Origin of the sequence: Chryseobacterium sp. MEBOG06, assembly GCF_021869765.1 — a bacterium.
GTDB lineage: Bacteria > Bacteroidota > Bacteroidia > Flavobacteriales > Weeksellaceae > Chryseobacterium.
On record NZ_CP084580.1, the window covers coordinates 2,674,094 to 2,688,649 of the forward strand.

General features: G+C 36.0%; 18 protein-coding genes and 1 other RNA gene. 3 read left to right on the forward strand and 16 right to left on the reverse strand.

Going from position 1 to position 14,556, the window contains the following annotated elements; translation table 11 throughout:
- Nucleotides 1–398: 398 nt before the first annotated feature.
- From LF887_RS12245 to LF887_RS12255, 3 genes are read right to left on the reverse strand one after another with little or no spacing between them, the layout of a single operon-like run.
- Nucleotides 399–791 (reverse strand): hypothetical protein, encoded by a 393-nt coding sequence (locus tag LF887_RS12245; protein WP_236854486.1) that lies wholly within the window; start codon nucleotides 789–791, stop codon nucleotides 399–401.
- Nucleotides 791–1,741 (reverse strand): glycosyltransferase family 2 protein, encoded by a 951-nt coding sequence (locus LF887_RS12250; RefSeq protein WP_236854487.1) that lies wholly within the window; start codon nucleotides 1,739–1,741, stop codon nucleotides 791–793. The genes LF887_RS12245 and LF887_RS12250 overlap by 1 nt, the downstream gene beginning before the upstream one ends.
- Before the next feature lie 16 nt (nucleotides 1,742–1,757).
- Nucleotides 1,758–2,360, reverse strand: a complete 603-nt coding sequence (locus tag LF887_RS12255) for a DUF4199 domain-containing protein (RefSeq protein WP_236854488.1) — start codon at nucleotides 2,358–2,360, stop codon at nucleotides 1,758–1,760.
- Between the two features lie 131 nt (nucleotides 2,361–2,491).
- Here LF887_RS12255 and ffs point away from each other — a divergent pair.
- Nucleotides 2,492–2,589: signal recognition particle sRNA small type (gene ffs / locus LF887_RS12260), an RNA gene on the forward strand.
- A gap of 117 nt (nucleotides 2,590–2,706) precedes the next feature.
- Here the strand turns inward: ffs and LF887_RS12265 are convergent.
- The 7 genes from LF887_RS12265 to gyrA form a co-directional block, all read right to left on the reverse strand.
- Entirely contained in the window at nucleotides 2,707–3,393 is a 687-nt protein-coding gene (locus LF887_RS12265) for a metal-dependent hydrolase (protein ID WP_236854489.1), read from the reverse strand.
- Between the two features lie 74 nt (nucleotides 3,394–3,467).
- Nucleotides 3,468–3,755 (reverse strand): hypothetical protein, encoded by a 288-nt coding sequence (locus tag LF887_RS12270; protein ID WP_236854490.1) that lies wholly within the window; start codon nucleotides 3,753–3,755, stop codon nucleotides 3,468–3,470.
- Between the two features lie 5 nt (nucleotides 3,756–3,760).
- The gene (locus LF887_RS12275; protein ID WP_236854491.1) at nucleotides 3,761–4,207 is read right to left on the reverse strand and encodes an SRPBCC family protein; all 447 of its coding nucleotides are present in this window, start codon (nucleotides 4,205–4,207) and stop codon (nucleotides 3,761–3,763) included.
- A gap of 17 nt (nucleotides 4,208–4,224) precedes the next feature.
- Nucleotides 4,225–5,154: a 1,4-dihydroxy-2-naphthoate octaprenyltransferase gene (gene menA, locus LF887_RS12280; RefSeq protein WP_236854492.1), complete on the reverse strand. Its 930-nt coding sequence runs from the start codon at nucleotides 5,152–5,154 to the stop codon at nucleotides 4,225–4,227.
- Between the two features lie 87 nt (nucleotides 5,155–5,241).
- Entirely contained in the window at nucleotides 5,242–6,078 is an 837-nt protein-coding gene (locus tag LF887_RS12285) for a 1,4-dihydroxy-2-naphthoyl-CoA synthase (RefSeq protein ID WP_236854493.1), read from the reverse strand.
- A gap of 443 nt (nucleotides 6,079–6,521) precedes the next feature.
- A complete protein-coding gene (locus LF887_RS12290) occupies nucleotides 6,522–7,556 on the reverse strand; it encodes a tetratricopeptide repeat protein (RefSeq protein ID WP_236854494.1) in 1,035 nt (344 codons plus the stop codon).
- 30 nt (nucleotides 7,557–7,586) lie between these two features.
- Nucleotides 7,587–10,178 (reverse strand): DNA gyrase subunit A, encoded by a 2,592-nt coding sequence (gyrA, locus tag LF887_RS12295; protein WP_236854495.1) that lies wholly within the window; start codon nucleotides 10,176–10,178, stop codon nucleotides 7,587–7,589.
- Nucleotides 10,179–10,326: 148 nt separating this feature from the next.
- On the opposite strand from gyrA, the gene LF887_RS12300 reads away from it, so the two are divergent.
- Nucleotides 10,327–10,641 carry a DUF4286 family protein gene (locus LF887_RS12300; protein ID WP_236854496.1) on the forward strand — a complete coding sequence of 105 codons (315 nt, stop codon included), beginning with the start codon at nucleotides 10,327–10,329 and terminating at the stop codon, nucleotides 10,639–10,641.
- A 66-nt stretch (nucleotides 10,642–10,707) separates the two neighbouring features.
- Here the strand turns inward: LF887_RS12300 and LF887_RS12305 are convergent, their stop codons facing one another.
- From LF887_RS12305 to LF887_RS12315, 3 genes are all read right to left on the reverse strand, one after another.
- Nucleotides 10,708–10,932 (reverse strand): hypothetical protein, encoded by a 225-nt coding sequence (locus LF887_RS12305; protein ID WP_236854497.1) that lies wholly within the window; start codon nucleotides 10,930–10,932, stop codon nucleotides 10,708–10,710.
- 221 nt (nucleotides 10,933–11,153) lie between these two features.
- The gene (locus tag LF887_RS12310) at nucleotides 11,154–11,645 is read right to left on the reverse strand and encodes a GNAT family N-acetyltransferase (RefSeq protein ID WP_236854498.1); all 492 of its coding nucleotides are present in this window, start codon (nucleotides 11,643–11,645) and stop codon (nucleotides 11,154–11,156) included.
- Nucleotides 11,646–11,650: 5 nt separating this feature from the next.
- The gene (locus LF887_RS12315; RefSeq protein ID WP_236854499.1) at nucleotides 11,651–12,163 is read right to left on the reverse strand and encodes a DUF421 domain-containing protein; all 513 of its coding nucleotides are present in this window, start codon (nucleotides 12,161–12,163) and stop codon (nucleotides 11,651–11,653) included.
- 193 nt (nucleotides 12,164–12,356) lie between these two features.
- Here LF887_RS12315 and LF887_RS12320 point away from each other — a divergent pair, with 193 nt between their 5' ends.
- Complete coding sequence (locus LF887_RS12320) at nucleotides 12,357–12,905, forward strand: hypothetical protein (protein WP_236854500.1); 549 nt, start codon at nucleotides 12,357–12,359, stop codon at nucleotides 12,903–12,905.
- A 78-nt stretch (nucleotides 12,906–12,983) separates the two neighbouring features.
- On the opposite strand, the gene LF887_RS24420 is transcribed toward LF887_RS12320, so the two are convergent.
- The 3 genes from LF887_RS24420 to LF887_RS12330 form a co-directional block, all read right to left on the reverse strand.
- Nucleotides 12,984–13,118: a bacteriocin-like protein gene (locus LF887_RS24420; protein ID WP_410679954.1), complete on the reverse strand. Its 135-nt coding sequence runs from the start codon at nucleotides 13,116–13,118 to the stop codon at nucleotides 12,984–12,986.
- Between the two features lie 119 nt (nucleotides 13,119–13,237).
- A complete protein-coding gene (locus LF887_RS12325; RefSeq protein ID WP_236854501.1) occupies nucleotides 13,238–13,642 on the reverse strand; it encodes a hypothetical protein in 405 nt (134 codons plus the stop codon).
- Nucleotides 13,643–13,949: 307 nt separating this feature from the next.
- A complete protein-coding gene (locus LF887_RS12330; RefSeq protein ID WP_236854502.1) occupies nucleotides 13,950–14,549 on the reverse strand; it encodes a hypothetical protein in 600 nt (199 codons plus the stop codon).
- Nucleotides 14,550–14,556: the final 7 nt, after the last annotated feature.

A 14,556-nucleotide genomic window follows, 5' to 3' on the forward strand; every position in this document is an offset into this window, starting at 1 on the left:
TTTTGGTGGTATCCGCGCCGTCTGTGTATTTCATGTTCAGCAGCTTTTTTTCTTTTTTATAATTCCCTGAATTTCCCATAGAATCAAAGGAACCGTCCTTAGGAAAGGTCAAAATTCCTGTTCCCTATCTGGAACTGTTATTTTTAGACTTCAAACTATCTGCATAACGAATTTCACCATCATAAATATCAACAAATTCCCAGGGACCCAATAGTTTGCTTGAGGAACATGATGTAATAAAAATCAGCAAAAGAGAAATGATAAAAATTCTGAACTGCAACATGAGATCGGGTTAAAAGTTTTTACTAAAAAAAAAGCACCCTATAAATAGAGTGCTTTCCGTCTTATTTTATTTTTAATCTGTAATTACTGATTAGCTATTACCACTTTTTTATTGTCTAGCTATTTTCAACAGAAGTACCATAAATAATTAAGGCTAAAAGAATTGCAACTATAATTACGGCAATAATTAATGGCTTCCATATAGCTTTCTTAGGATACTGTTCTTCATTTGGAAAATATTTAGGCATAAAGTAATAAGCAAGGAAAGCTCCCCCACCAAGTCCACATAAATAGGCTAATGAGCTCTGAGGATTTTCCGGGATATTCACAACAATGGCAGTCAATATTGTTATTGCAATAGAAATTCCCAATACAATATAAGCTTCTTTCTTTTTGTTGATCTCAATTAGATTTTGGTATAACAATATCCCTCCAAAAAGAGTTGACATAAAGATAGAAAATCCTAAAACAGCTTTTTTAGAATATATTTTCGGTAACTTCTCCTCCATTATATTACATCATCAATATTGTAATTCTTATGCTCACGATTTGTTCTGATGATCATTTCTCCTAAGAATCCTGCTATAAAAAGTAGTGTTCCCATAATCATCATTGTCAGAGCAATAAAGAACCATGGATTATTGGTAATTAAATGCCCGTAAATCCCTCTGGCTACGTCTATCAGCTTAGAAAGTCCCAGCCAAAGTGCAGAAAGAAAACCAACAATAAACATTATAGTTCCCACAGCTCCGAAGAAATGCATTGGTCTTCCTCCGAAACGGCTTACAAACCAAAGGGTTATTAAATCTAAAAATCCTCTTACAAATCTTTCGGTTCCGAATTTTGAAGTTCCGTAAGGTCTTGCCTGATGCTGTACTTCTTTCTCTGTAATTCTTCTGAAACCTGCATTGGCTGCCAGTACCGGGATGTAACGGTGCATATCTCCGTACACATCTACAGATTTTACAACCTGTTTTTTATAGGCCTTCAAACCACAATTAAAATCATGAAGATAAACTCCCGAAACTTTTCTGGCTGCTGCATTAAACAGTTTTGACGGAATATTTTTCGTCATCACATTATCAAAACGCTTCTTTTTCCAGCCGGACACAATATCATAATTGTCATGCACTACCATATTGTACAGTTCCGGAATTTCTTCAGGAAAATCCTGCAAATCTGCATCCATGGTAATAACCACGTCTCCGTTTGTTCTTTCAAAGGCAGCATGAAGCGCCTGGGATTTCCCATAATTTCGGGAAAATTTAATAGCGTGGATCTGAGGATACTGTACTTTCATATTCTCAATGATACTCCACGACAAATCCGTACTTCCATCGTCTACAAACCAGATCTCATAAGATAAATTACTGGTTGTGCACACCTTATCAATTCTTGAAAAAAGCTCTTCCAGAGAGTCTTCTTCGTTCAGTAACGGAATAACTATAGATAAATTCATTTAATTTTAATAAAAATTATTCTTGATTTGTTTCTTCGGGCTGATGAATCGTTCTTGTTCTGAAAAACGCTCCGAAAAACACTGACAAAACTACGTAAAATATAAGAATTGCTGCAAAATATCCTGAAAAATGACTTGCCGTAAGCATATCTTTTCCTTTAACAGCCTCCGGAGTGAAGCTCTGTAATCTCTCTTTGTACTTCTGGTCCAGCTCATCAATATCCTTCTGATGTTTCAAAATCTTTCTGGCAGACGTGTATTCTGTATCCAATTCTGATTTTTGTCTTTGAACATATTGGTAGTTCAACAGCTTTTTCGCATCAGTATCCGCAAAGTTTAAAAATGCATAAATACTGAATATGGAAAGTATTCCCCCGATAAACATTGGTACAAATGCTCTTTTGAAAGCATCCTTGAATTTTACCACTCTATGGTTATTCCAATATATTTTTACAGACCAAAAAGCAGCTCCTGCGTATAAAAGAGGCAGAACAAAAGCATTGGCTTTCAGAGAGATATCAAAATAGTTAACTCCTGAGAAAAAAGTATATACTACGAAGAAAACGATCATTGTAGCTATAAAAAGTATAATTCCTAGTGTTGATGGACTTTTAGTCATATTTAATTTTTTAGAAAAAAGTTGAAAAATTATTCCCCTAAATGTCAGCTGTTTAGCTCTACTACTGCATTTTTTCGACTAATTTTCTTTAATAAAGTTTTGAAGTTTATAAATTATTCCTACCTTTGCAACGGCAAGTCCTAAACAACTAGCTCCTGACAATCCTCCAGGGTGGGAACGCAGCAAAGGTAATCGGTTGTAGCGGTGTGATTTAGGTAGCTTGCCATTTTTTTTTGTTTTAAAGTAAGAAGAGAGGTAATTTGATAATTATCTTTTTTTGTTTTTAATACCTTACGCATCATTTTCATTTTTTCTAATTTTCAGATTACCCCGATCCAGTTATTGATTAAAATTCGAACGTCTCGCCCAGTTTTGGTAAAACAAGTTCTACATTTCTATCTGCAAAATGCTTTAATGCACTTTCATGATTGATTTCAATTGCCGGGAAAGTATCAAAGTGACATCCGATTACTTTCGGTGTTTTTAATAGCTCAGCTGCTGCGAAAGAAGCTTTTCTCGGGCACATTGTGTAATGACTTCCGATCGGAAGAATAGAAAGGTCAAGATTCCCGTATAGTCTTGGGAACAGCTCCATATCAGCCATTACTCCTGTATCTCCTGCTAAATAAATATTTTTATCTTCAGGCAATCTGAAAATATACCCCACAGGAACGCCTCCGTAGCTCCCATCCGGGAACGAACTGGTGTGATGAGCCGGAACCATGGAAATTTTAAGATCGTCGATTTTTGCTGATCCTCCTAAGTTCACATCATCTTTGTTTTTTGCGGATGTAAAGTAAGCGCATACTTCAGGTACTCCAATTACGGTAGCCTCCGGATAATGCTGCAACACTTCTCCTACATCAGCAATATGATCGCCATGTGCATGGGTCAGAAGGATGTAATCAATTTTTTGAGCGGCGATATCAAAACCTGACTCCGCTTTTTTGTAGTTGTAGAATGGGTCACTTAAAATTGTCTTGTCCTTGTAGGTAAACAAGAAGCAATTTTGCCCTAAGAATTGTATTTTCATTTTAAATTTAGTTTTGAATTTATTGAATAAAGATGATTTATTACTTTAAGTGAAATTAAAATATCTTTTTTAATTTAAGAACATCCCATTGGCTGCTTTAAAAAAAACTCATACAGCAGCAGACAGGTTGGTATTATTATTAAAATCTGAAGAACCAGTAAAGGTCTCATTGGCTGTAATTTTCCGATGAACAGATAAAAGCCTAAACCAGCATTGGCCATAATAATCAAAGTAATAAAGGCTGGAATAAAATCAATTTCAAGCACTGACATTCCTCCTATCAACTCTTCAGCCAAATAATAAATAAGTACCAAACCCAGGATAACAGATAAACTGGAAGATATTTTTACAAAGGTCTTCATATTATCTATTTCTTGGGAAATTTATCCTGAATCAGATTCAGATTAATACCATGCTCCAAATAAGCTTTACAGCCGTCTAAAACTGTTGTAAAGCCTCCTGTGTTGTCATTGATCACTTTTACAAGATCTTCGCCTGTCTGGCCGAATCCATAGCTTCTGATCACAACCAGTGTTCCGTTTTCCATTGTCGTGAATTCGTAGTCTACATTTGTTGAAGGCTCACCCCACTCTGTTCTGATAAGCTTACCGGGAATTACCTGATTAACTTTCACCACAGATTTTACACCATACATCTCCCATTCCCAGGTTACCGTCTTACCTTCTTCTAATTTTCCGGTAGATTTTGTAAACCAGAAATTAGTGGTTACTTCAGGATTGATAAACGCTTCAAAAACATCTTCAATCGGCTTTCTGATGAGCATTTGAGCTTCAACGCAGGCAGTAGAATTCACGATATTCTATTTTAGAGTTAGTTAAATAAATTAAGTCCGGCTGCTGTAAGAATTGCCATTATAAACGTCATAATTCCTACCTGCTTTAAATACTGATCCAGTTCTTTTGGTTCTTTTACCGACATTATATTTCTTCTAAGTTTTGAAAGTGGGAACAAAAGGATCATTACGATGAAAACATAATAATTCTGAGCCTGAATGAATCCGTTTACCCCCAGAAACATAAGAATAAGCAATAATGGAAGCTGCAACAGAATCATTTCGTAGATCATTGCATTTTTGAATCCTATTCTCAGCGCAAAACTGTTTTTCCCTGACAGTCTGTCACTTTCGATGTCTCTCATATTGTTCAGATTAAGAACCGCCATACTCATCATACCTACCGCAGTCCCCGGAAGCAGCATATCCCAGCTGAAAGTTTTTGTAAACAGGAAGTAACTTCCACATACAGAAACAAGTCCAAAAAAGATAAATACAAAAATATCTCCCAGTCCCATGTAACCGTAAGGTTTTTTACCTACTGTATATCCTATAGCCGCCAGAATGCATGCCACTCCCAGTCCTATGAAGATGTAAAACTCATTCATATAATTGGGAATGAAGGCCACATACAATAAAGCAATAGTAGCCATGAAAGATAGTGCTGAGAAAAGAATTACTGCATTTTTCATCTGTTTTGCTGTAATCTTCCCTGATGCCACTGCTCTGGCTTCTGCCTCATTGATTCTTTTAGCATCGGTACCTTTTACCCCATCGCCATAATCATTGGCATAGTTTGATAAAATCTGATATAAAAGGGTTACCAGAAGGGCCAGTGCAAAAATTTTCCAGTCCCAGGTTCCTCCTTCTCTGTAAAGCCTCCATTTTGCAATGAAAGCTCCCATAATAATCCCGCTTAAAGAAAGCGGTAAAGTCCTTAGCCTTGCGGCTTTTATCCAATCAGTCATAATTTTTATAATGTAAAATGTATGATGCACAATGTAAAATACATTAATAAAGTCATTAATACATTTTACATTGTACTTTTTACAATTTTAAGATATCCATTGATCTTCTCCGAAGTTCGGTTTCCTTTTTTCAAGAAACGCATTTCTTCCTTCCTGAGCTTCTTCCGTCATGTACGCCAAACGGGTTGCTTCTCCCGCAAATACCTGCTGCCCAACCATTCCGTCGTCAGTAAGATTCATTGCAAATTTCAGCATTCTGATAGAAGTTGGAGATTTTGCTAATATTTCCTGAGCCCATTCATAAGCTGTATCTTCTAATTCAGCATGGGGAACTACCTTGTTCACCATTCCCATTTCCAAAGCCTCCTGAGCGGAATAGTTTCTTCCTAGAAAGAATATTTCACGGGCTTTCTTCTGACCTACCATTTTAGCAAGGTAAGCTGATCCGTAACCACCGTCAAAACTTGTAACATCGGCATCTGTCTGCTTGAAAATAGCGTGTTCTTCACTCGCTAAAGTAAGGTCGCAAACAACATGAAGGGAGTGTCCTCCACCAACTGCCCATCCCGGAACCACTGCAATTACTACTTTTGGCATAAAGCGGATCAGACGCTGAACTTCCAGAATATTCAAACGGTGTCTTCCGTCTTCTCCTACATACCCCTGATGTCCTCTAGCCTTCTGGTCTCCTCCACTACAGAAAGCCCAGCCACCGTCTTTAGCGCTTGGCCCTTCTCCTGAAAGCAATACAACCCCTATTGAAGGATCTTCATAGGCGTCATAAAAGGCATCATATAATTCTGAAGTTGTTTTAGGTCTGAAAGCGTTACGTACTTCCGGTCTGTTGAAAGCAATTCTTGCCACTCCGTTAGACTTTTTATAGGTAATATCTTCGTATTCCTTGGCGGTTTTCCACTCGATCATCTTATAAAAATTTTTCTCAAAGATACGGAATTGCAGAGAATTTTTAAGGGTGAAATTTCATGATAAGCTCTGCAAAAAGGAGAATTTTTAAAATTTAGTTTTTGAATTAGATACAGGTAATCAGAACTCATTTTATGATCTTTTTTAATAATACCAAATTCTGCATCACTGTTAGGTAAGTACTAATAGCCAATAAATTAACATAAAAAACATCAAATACAAGAGTCGAAAGGAAAAATTGTACAATCAGTGAAGGCTTAGTATTGTTTATTGAAAGAAGTAATTTTTCTGAATGTATGCTATAAGGAGGCGAGGATGAGATCAACTTCATTGGTTCTTTCTAAGCTAATGGATAGATCCTATATTCTATTTTGATTTCAAATAATAACAAAACAAAACCGGGACATTTCTGCCCCGGTTTTTATAGTTGGTTATTAAAACGATTACTTTGCAGCAGCACTTAATTCTGCTTCTTTAGCTTTCATTTCTTTAACTTTATCCATATTTTTAGTTACTACGTAAATTTCTTTTAACGCACTAACTGCATCAATACTCTTTGGATTTGCCTTGTACCATCCTTCAGCATAAGGTAATGCTTTGTTGAATCTTTCTCTTCTCTCATCGATCAATTTGGAAGCTTCATCCGGCTTGTCTTTTCTCAATGCATTGATCTTTGTTACGATTCCTGCATCATCTCCAATGGTAGTGTATACCAGGTTCTGGTAGGCATCAGAGAAATCAGGCTTAAGTTCAATTGCTTTTTTGAATGCTGCTACAGCATCTTCAACAGTAGCTGGAGTTTTAGCCTGCATTACCCCAAGGTTATACCAATTGGTAGCATCGTTCGGGTTCTTTGCTAATTGCTCTTTCAGACCTGAAACAAATTTATCTGTGTTTCCTGACTGAAGGTATGCAGTACTCTGAGCTTCTTTAAGCTTAGCATTATTAGGATATTTAGCTAACCCTTTCTCAATTATCGTAAGAGCTTCATTAGATTTTTTTGCATTAAGAAGTAATGAAGACAGAGTTTCATATAATTCCGGCTCTACACTTTTCGACTGCTCTGTTTTGAAGTCGCTGTAATCGGCATTTTTCTTCATAAGCTCCCAGGTAGCTTTATCTAAGCTCACCACCTGTCCCGTCTTCTTTTCCTTTGCAGTATAAGTAGTTTCTACTCCTGTAAATCCGGAATTGATCAGGTCTGTATATATTTTGATAGATTGGTCACTGTTATTGGCTAACGCATGACTAAGCCCTGCATAATACATATATATTTTATTATCCTGACCGCTAGACTTTAATAGGTCATAAACTTCAACAAACTTAGGTGCTGCCGCTGCGTAATTTTTTGCATTGTAGGCATCCATTGCAGCTTTGTTAGCTTCCTGAAGTTGTGCATTCAAAGCATTGGCATCTTTTTTCTGTCCAAAAGCAAAGGCAGATGCTACGATAGCCATTCCTAAAATCAGTTTCTTCATAATAACTATTTTTATATTTTATTGTACAATTTATTCTTCAGAATCAGAAACCTCATTATCCTCTGCTGGGTTTTCGTTATCAGCCTGAGGTACTGTATTGTTTTCTTGGTTATCAGTTACAGTTTCTCCTTCAACTCCTTCTTCATTCTCTTCAGAATCATCTTCTACATCCTTATCCATTTCTACTTTTGCAATGGCTGCAATTTCGTCATTTTTCTTAAGGTTGATCAGCTTTACTCCCTGTGTATTTCTACCCATCACTCTCATTTCATCCATTCCCATTCTGATGGCAACACCGGACTTATTGATAATCATCAATCCGTCTTCGTCTGTCACATTCTGAATAGCAATCAGATTTCCTGTTTTTTCGGTAATGTTTAGGGTAATAACTCCTTTTCCTCCTCTGTTGGTAATCCTGTAGTCTTCTACTGCAGTTCTCTTTCCGTATCCTTTTTCAGATACTACAAGTACTGTTTCTTTTTCCACATCATTCACAACAATCATACCAATAGCCTCATCATTGTCTTCCATAGCAATACCACGAACCCCGATAGATCCTCTACCTACTTCTCTTACTTTTTCTTCAGGGAAACGGATACATTTACCATTTTTGGTAGCAATCATGATCTGAGAAGTTCCGTTAGTAAGGTAAGCTCCTAATAACTGGTCATTATCTCTGATTTCAATTGCGTTTACACCATTTACTCTTGGTCTTGAATAAGCCTCCAGTGATGTTTTCTTGATCGTACCGTTTTTGGTTACCATCACCACACTCATTTGGTTTACATATTCAGAATCCTTCAGGTTGTTAGTTCTGATATACGCTTTGATCTTATCATCCGGTTCGATGTTGATCAGGTTTTGTACGGCTCTTCCTTTTGATATTTTGGAACCTTCCGGAATTTCAAATACTCTCAGCCAGTAACATCTTCCTTTTTCTGTAAAGAACAGCATATACTGGTGGTTGGTAGCTGAAACAATGTATTCAAGGAAGTCAGCATCTCTGGTTGTCGCCGCTTTATTCCCTACACCTCCTCTACTTTGAATTTTGTATTCTGAAAGGGAAGTTCTCTTAATATATCCTGCATGAGAAATGGTAAGAACTACAGATTCATTAGGAATAATATCTTCAATAGACATTTCTCCTCCTGAATAATCAATTTCAGTTCTTCTTTCGTCTCCGTATTTTTCTTTGATTTCAAGCAATTCTTCTTTAATGATCTGGAATCTTCTTGGCTCGCTGGCTAAGATATCTTCTAAATCAGCAATTTCTTTCATGATGGTATCGTATTCATCTCTGATCTTATCAAGCTCCATCCCTGTAAGACGTGCCAATCTAAGATCAAGAATTGCCTGAGCCTGAATGTCAGAAAGTTCAAATTCCTGAATCAAGCCATCTTTTGCCGCCTGTGGGTTTGCACTGTGACGGATAATTGCAATCGCTTTATCGAGAGAATTCTGAGACCCGATCACTTTCATGAACCCTTCTAAGATATGCGCTCTTTCTCTTGCTTTTTTAAGCTCGAATTTGGTTCTCCTAACGATTACCTCATGTCTGTGCTCTACAAAGTGATGAATGATATCTTTTACATTCAGCTGCTCCGGTCTTCCGTGTACCAATGCAATATTATTTACACTGAAAGAGGTTTGAAGGGCTGTATATTTATAGAGTAAGTTCAGAACAACATTTGGAATCGCGTCATTTTTCAGTTCATATACAACACGAAGTCCTTTTCTGTCTGATTCGTCTCTGATTTCGTGGATGCCAGGGATTTTTTCATCTTTAACAAGTTCTGCTGTTCTGGCAATCATTTCTGCCTTGTTAACCTGATAAGGAACTTCTGTTACAATAATTGCATTTCTGTTTCCAATTTCTTCAAAGTTAACTTTAGCTCTTAAAACCACTCTACCTCTTCCTGTGTGAAATGCATCTCTTACTCCATCATAGCCATAGATAATCCCTCCTGTAGGAAAATCCGGAGCAATAATGTGCTGCATCAGCTCATCAATCGTAATTTCTCTATTATCGATATAAGCACAGATAGCATCCACAGATTCGCGTAAGTTATGCGGTGCCATATTGGTAGCCATCCCTACTGCAATACCTGAAGTACCGTTTACAAGAAGGTTCGGAACCTTGGTAGGCATTACTGTTGGCTCCTGTAAGCTGTCGTCGAAGTTATTCTGAAAATCAACTGTTTCTTTGTCTAAGTCTGAAAGAACCTCATCAGAGATCTTTTTCAATCTTGCCTCGGTGTAACGCATTGCTGCAGGCGGGTCACCATCCATGGAACCAAAGTTCCCCTGTCCGTCTACCTGAGGATAACGTAAGCTCCAGTCCTGAGCCATTCTCACCATCGCGTCATATACAGAGGAGTCTCCGTGCGGGTGATATTTACCCAAAACATCCCCAACAATTCTCGCAGATTTTAAATATTTTCTATTAGAAAAAACCCCTAGTCCATACATACCGTAAAGCACTCTTCTATGAACGGGTTTCAAGCCATCTCTTACATCAGGTAACGCTCTTGAAACGATAACTGACATCGAATAATCGATATAAGATGACTTCATTTCATCAACAATGTTGATAGGAATCAGTCTTTCTCCTTCTTTTTGCATAAACAAATTTTATTATAATGATAGTCAAACCTTTAGCTGAAAGGCTGAAAATTATTTATTTTGATTTTTTATTAATGGGCTAATTTACGAAAAAATTGCCGATTTTTGCGCTAGAATTTATCCACAAAATCTTAAAAATTCTTAAAATATGAGCGTATTAAGTATAACTTTCCACTGCACGAAAAATAATCTGGAAGAATGGGAAAATTATATTGATGAAACACTGGTTTTAATGACCGAAAATCTGATGGATGTCACCAAGTATATGCTTTCTGAAGTTCACAGTGATTATATAGAAGACGGAAAGAATTATAACCTGCTTCTAATCTTTGATAATGATGAGTTGAGAAGTGATTTTATCGAGAGCGAACTGAAAAATATATCTGAACGCATTGAAAGTAAATTCGGACAGGAAGTAATGATCTTCAATACGTTTCTGAATCCTAGAAAACAAAGAATGTAAACCGGAATTATCTAAATATAAAATAAGCACTGAAATTTTCTCAGTGCTTATTTATTGTACTACATTTTATCTGTGAAATCCGTTATGATGACCTCCACCATGGTGATAATATCCCCCGTGATGTCCACCATAAACATATACTCTCTGTGTATATCTGGGACCATAACCATAGTATCTTGGTCCGTAATATCCATATGCAGGCGTACTTACTCCATAATATCCGTCAGCTGCACAAGATGACAGCATGAATATTAATGTCATGACCATTACAGCCTTAAACAAAGTTTTCATTTTTTTGTCACTTTTAATTCTGTATTAAAGGGATCAATGTTGATGCCAAAGTGCTGTAAAAAAGGTTTAAATCTTCTATTTTTTTATTAATATCCATTCCTTTTTTTCACTGGCCCGGAGTATCATCTTTTATCCTTCCTCCTTAGATCTTCTTAGCATTTTTTCCGTCTGATATACGCTGTTATCACAGATAGTATATAACGAGCACAGCAACCGAAGGATTACACTATACTGCTTCTTTTTTCCATCATAACAAGATCTTTCCACCCGCCATTGAGCCTTCCAATTTTCTTACGTACACCCACTATTCTGAAGCCGTTTTTCTGATGGAATTTGATTGAGGTTTCATTTTCGGAAAAAATATTGGTCTGCAATGTCCAGAATCCATGATCTTCACTATCCAAAATCAGCTTTTTAAGTAATACTGAACCTAATCCTTTACCCTGATATTGATTATCAAAATAAATACTCACTTCTGCTACTCCTTTGAACGCTTCTCTTTTGCTTACCGGTTTTAAAGCACACCATCCTACGACATCATTATTTTCGTTTTCCAGCACCCAGCGGCAGTCATGGAAATATTCCATACTCCAGGCTTCGGCAGTTGGAACTTCAGTTTCTAAAGTAGCTATACCGCTATCAACTCCCTGCCTGAAAATCTCCAGTACTCTGGGTTCGTCATTGGGAAGCATTTCTCTTAATTCGTAATTCATCGTATTTAATGGTATTTTCTTTTAATTTTTCTTTTAATTCTTGAATAATGGGTCTGTTTACTTTTTTCATCTTCAGAAACCACACTGATATTCCCATCCACTTCCAGAACGGAAAGCTTTACGTTCTGTATCTTTTCAATGCCGTGTTCTCTTATTGCTTCTTCCAGTTCACTCTGGGTAATTTTTACTCTGTTTAAGGCAGCCTGATCTGCTACCCCATCTCTGATAAGGATTACGGGATCATCTTCCATGAATGTCTCAAAGGAACGGTTGGAAAACATAATTCTTTTTAAAATAAAATTAGCAACAAAGAGAACCAGTGCGGCAACAATTCCGCCCTGCAATGAGGTGTCCGGGCCTACCATTGCATTCTGAACCGCATTGGAAATTAACAGCAACAAAACCACATCTCCCGCATTAAGCTGGGAAAGCTGGTTTTTGCCAAATAAACGGATCGCGATCACCATGAAAAGGTAAACACAGAGGGAACGAACAGCTACGTTAAAAATGGAATCCACAATTTTTTTTATCTACTCAAATGTATTAATTTTTTACTATTTTATTGATGTATCAAAGGAAAATGTATTTACAGGCATTGATTGGTCGCTGGCTGCTATTTAATTATTAAAAATGTATGGCATCCAGAGGTAAAATAAATTGTATTTCTATTGGTATGAGATTTGACCATCTTCATAAAACCATAATTTAACAATGAAAAAACAATTATTTTTCTATCTGGGTATTCTTTTATTTTTTGTGGCTTGTGAAAAGAAAAAGTCTGCAGCAGATATTTCTTCTGATAATGCTGTGCGTATGAAAGTCAATGAACTTTATTCAAAATATGGCAATTCTAATGAAGTCATTTACAATCAAACTATTCCGGCTACTTTGTTTTCAAAGGATTTAAAGGAAACATTAGAAAATGCAATACGTGCATCAAAAGCAGATATTGAAAAGGTGAAAAATAGTGATCATTCTGATGAGAAACCATTAATTTTTGAAGGGGCTATGTTCTCCAGCTTGTATGAAGGATTTACAGCCTATACAATTAAATCCGTCAAGATACAAGATAAAATTGCTGATGCCCAGGTAGAATTTGAGTATAATATGCCGTCACCAAAAGTAACATGGATAGATACGGTACATCTGATCAATACAGAGAAAGGCTGGAAAATAGATAATATCACTTTTGACAAGAAGATGGCTAATTCAGGCGATCTTAAAGCAAGAATGATTGATTTTGTGAAAGGAACACTGTGAAATTTTGCAGCATTTCATAAATGAAACCATCATCATTATAAAAGAGGCTATCTCACTTTTGAGACAGCCTCCTGTTTTTTATGGACACTGAACGATTGGAACTTCGCTGCAAAATACTTTATTTGCCCACTCACAATATGTGCAATATTGTTTTGGCTGTCCACCGTACACTGATTTTAAATCTGACTTAGCCAGTTTCTTTAAATTTTTCATATAGTTTTAATTTTATGGTTGAGTAAAATTAAAACCAATCTGGTTTATTTTTATTACAATTTAATAGTATATTTTTTCATTATTCACACTTTAATGATAAAAAAAATACATTATAAGTACTATCTGTTATTGATCTCTACTGTTACGGGCATTACGTAAGTGTATGCAACCATATTTTCACTCAGACTTTTGCGGTCTACTTTGTAATCAAGTTCGCTTAAAACGGTTTCAATTTCTTTGTTGACGCTTTTGCAGTCTCCTTTAGAATGTACATTGACAATTTTCCCGTTTTTTGCAATATCAAACTTCACTACAGAGTTGACAGTTCCCTGCTGGTATTCCGGATTGGTAAGATCGAAATTAGCCATCAGTTTTCCTCTGATATCATTAAAAGTTTCGTTCTTATTCAATTGAATTTCCTCAATGGTATTATGATCCGAAGTCTGTGCTTTGGTTGTGTTCATTACAACAGCAAATCCACAAACAAACAATGAAGCAATCAATAGCTGGATTTTATTTCTCATAACAATCTGGTTTTTAATATTATACTAATCCTATTTTGGATCTCTTAACCAAAGTTATTAAAAATAATTCATATTAAATTCACTTTCAGTTAATATTTAGTTAACATTAGCCCATAATCAACTGATTATAAATAAGATAAAATATTAAAATAATTGAAAAATTAATATTGGCAATCCAATAATAATACAAATTGTAGGGAATTAACTATTTTTACCGGCTTCAATTAACACTTAAGAAATGATCTGGACAAAAAAAGAATCTGCTTTCGCAAATTCTTTTATGTGACTTGTTATATATTCAGGCGGATTATTGTCCTTTGATTATTCTTCTTGTTTCAAGTTCATCAATAATAAACTGCGCATCACTTTCTGTAATATATTTACTTTCATAAAGCCAGTGAATCCTTGCGATCTGTGTGTGGACAGGAATCAGATTGTCTACTCTGTAATATTCTTTCAAATAATAGTCTTTTCTATTCTTTCTGATTTCGACAATAAAGGCATCAACTTCTTCCATTTCTTTTTTTGAATATGAGAAATTAATTGGTTTTGCTGCTGCGAGACTTTTGGAACTTACCGTCTTGAATTCATTATTACACAATGCGGTTACAATAAATGCAGGCAAGAGAGCAATAATGAAAACTACCATTCCTGCTGACATGGAAAGATGATAGCTCATATTAATCACAATAGTGAGCAATATTGAATTCATCGCGACAGATAAGGTGATTAATAAAAGTACCCAATCTTTTGATTTTCTAAATACTGTTTCATCATCATAGATCTCTGAAAAATGGACTTTATATTCATGCAGCTCTTTTATAAAACTGTTCTTAACAAAGACTCCATCTTCCTTAATTTCGAAATAACACGCATTTCTTCCATTCTTTTGCAACAGCGTTTTCATATAAAAT

Coding starts and splice junctions, on each gene's coding strand:
- LF887_RS12245 (WP_236854486.1), bottom strand. CDS start 791: ATGGAGGAGAAGTTACCGAAAATATATTCTAAAAAAGCTGTTTTAGGA.
- LF887_RS12250 (WP_236854487.1), bottom strand. CDS start 1,741: ATGAATTTATCTATAGTTATTCCGTTACTGAACGAAGAAGACTCTCTG.
- LF887_RS12255 (WP_236854488.1), bottom strand. CDS start 2,360: ATGACTAAAAGTCCATCAACACTAGGAATTATACTTTTTATAGCTACA.
- LF887_RS12265 (WP_236854489.1), bottom strand. CDS start 3,393: ATGAAAATACAATTCTTAGGGCAAAATTGCTTCTTGTTTACCTACAAG.
- LF887_RS12270 (WP_236854490.1), bottom strand. CDS start 3,755: ATGAAGACCTTTGTAAAAATATCTTCCAGTTTATCTGTTATCCTGGGT.
- menA (WP_236854492.1), bottom strand. CDS start 5,154: ATGACTGATTGGATAAAAGCCGCAAGGCTAAGGACTTTACCGCTTTCT.
- LF887_RS12285 (WP_236854493.1), bottom strand. CDS start 6,078: ATGATCGAGTGGAAAACCGCCAAGGAATACGAAGATATTACCTATAAA.
- LF887_RS12290 (WP_236854494.1), bottom strand. CDS start 7,556: ATGAAGAAACTGATTTTAGGAATGGCTATCGTAGCATCTGCCTTTGCT.
- gyrA (WP_236854495.1), bottom strand. CDS start 10,178: ATGCAAAAAGAAGGAGAAAGACTGATTCCTATCAACATTGTTGATGAA.
- LF887_RS12300 (WP_236854496.1), top strand. CDS start 10,327: ATGAGCGTATTAAGTATAACTTTCCACTGCACGAAAAATAATCTGGAA.
- LF887_RS12305 (WP_236854497.1), bottom strand. CDS start 10,932: ATGAAAACTTTGTTTAAGGCTGTAATGGTCATGACATTAATATTCATG.
- LF887_RS12310 (WP_236854498.1), bottom strand. CDS start 11,645: ATGAATTACGAATTAAGAGAAATGCTTCCCAATGACGAACCCAGAGTA.
- LF887_RS12320 (WP_236854500.1), top strand. CDS start 12,357: ATGAAAAAACAATTATTTTTCTATCTGGGTATTCTTTTATTTTTTGTG.
- LF887_RS24420 (WP_410679954.1), bottom strand. CDS start 13,118: ATGAAAAATTTAAAGAAACTGGCTAAGTCAGATTTAAAATCAGTGTAC.
- LF887_RS12325 (WP_236854501.1), bottom strand. CDS start 13,642: ATGAGAAATAAAATCCAGCTATTGATTGCTTCATTGTTTGTTTGTGGA.
- LF887_RS12330 (WP_236854502.1), bottom strand. CDS start 14,549: ATGAAAACGCTGTTGCAAAAGAATGGAAGAAATGCGTGTTATTTCGAA.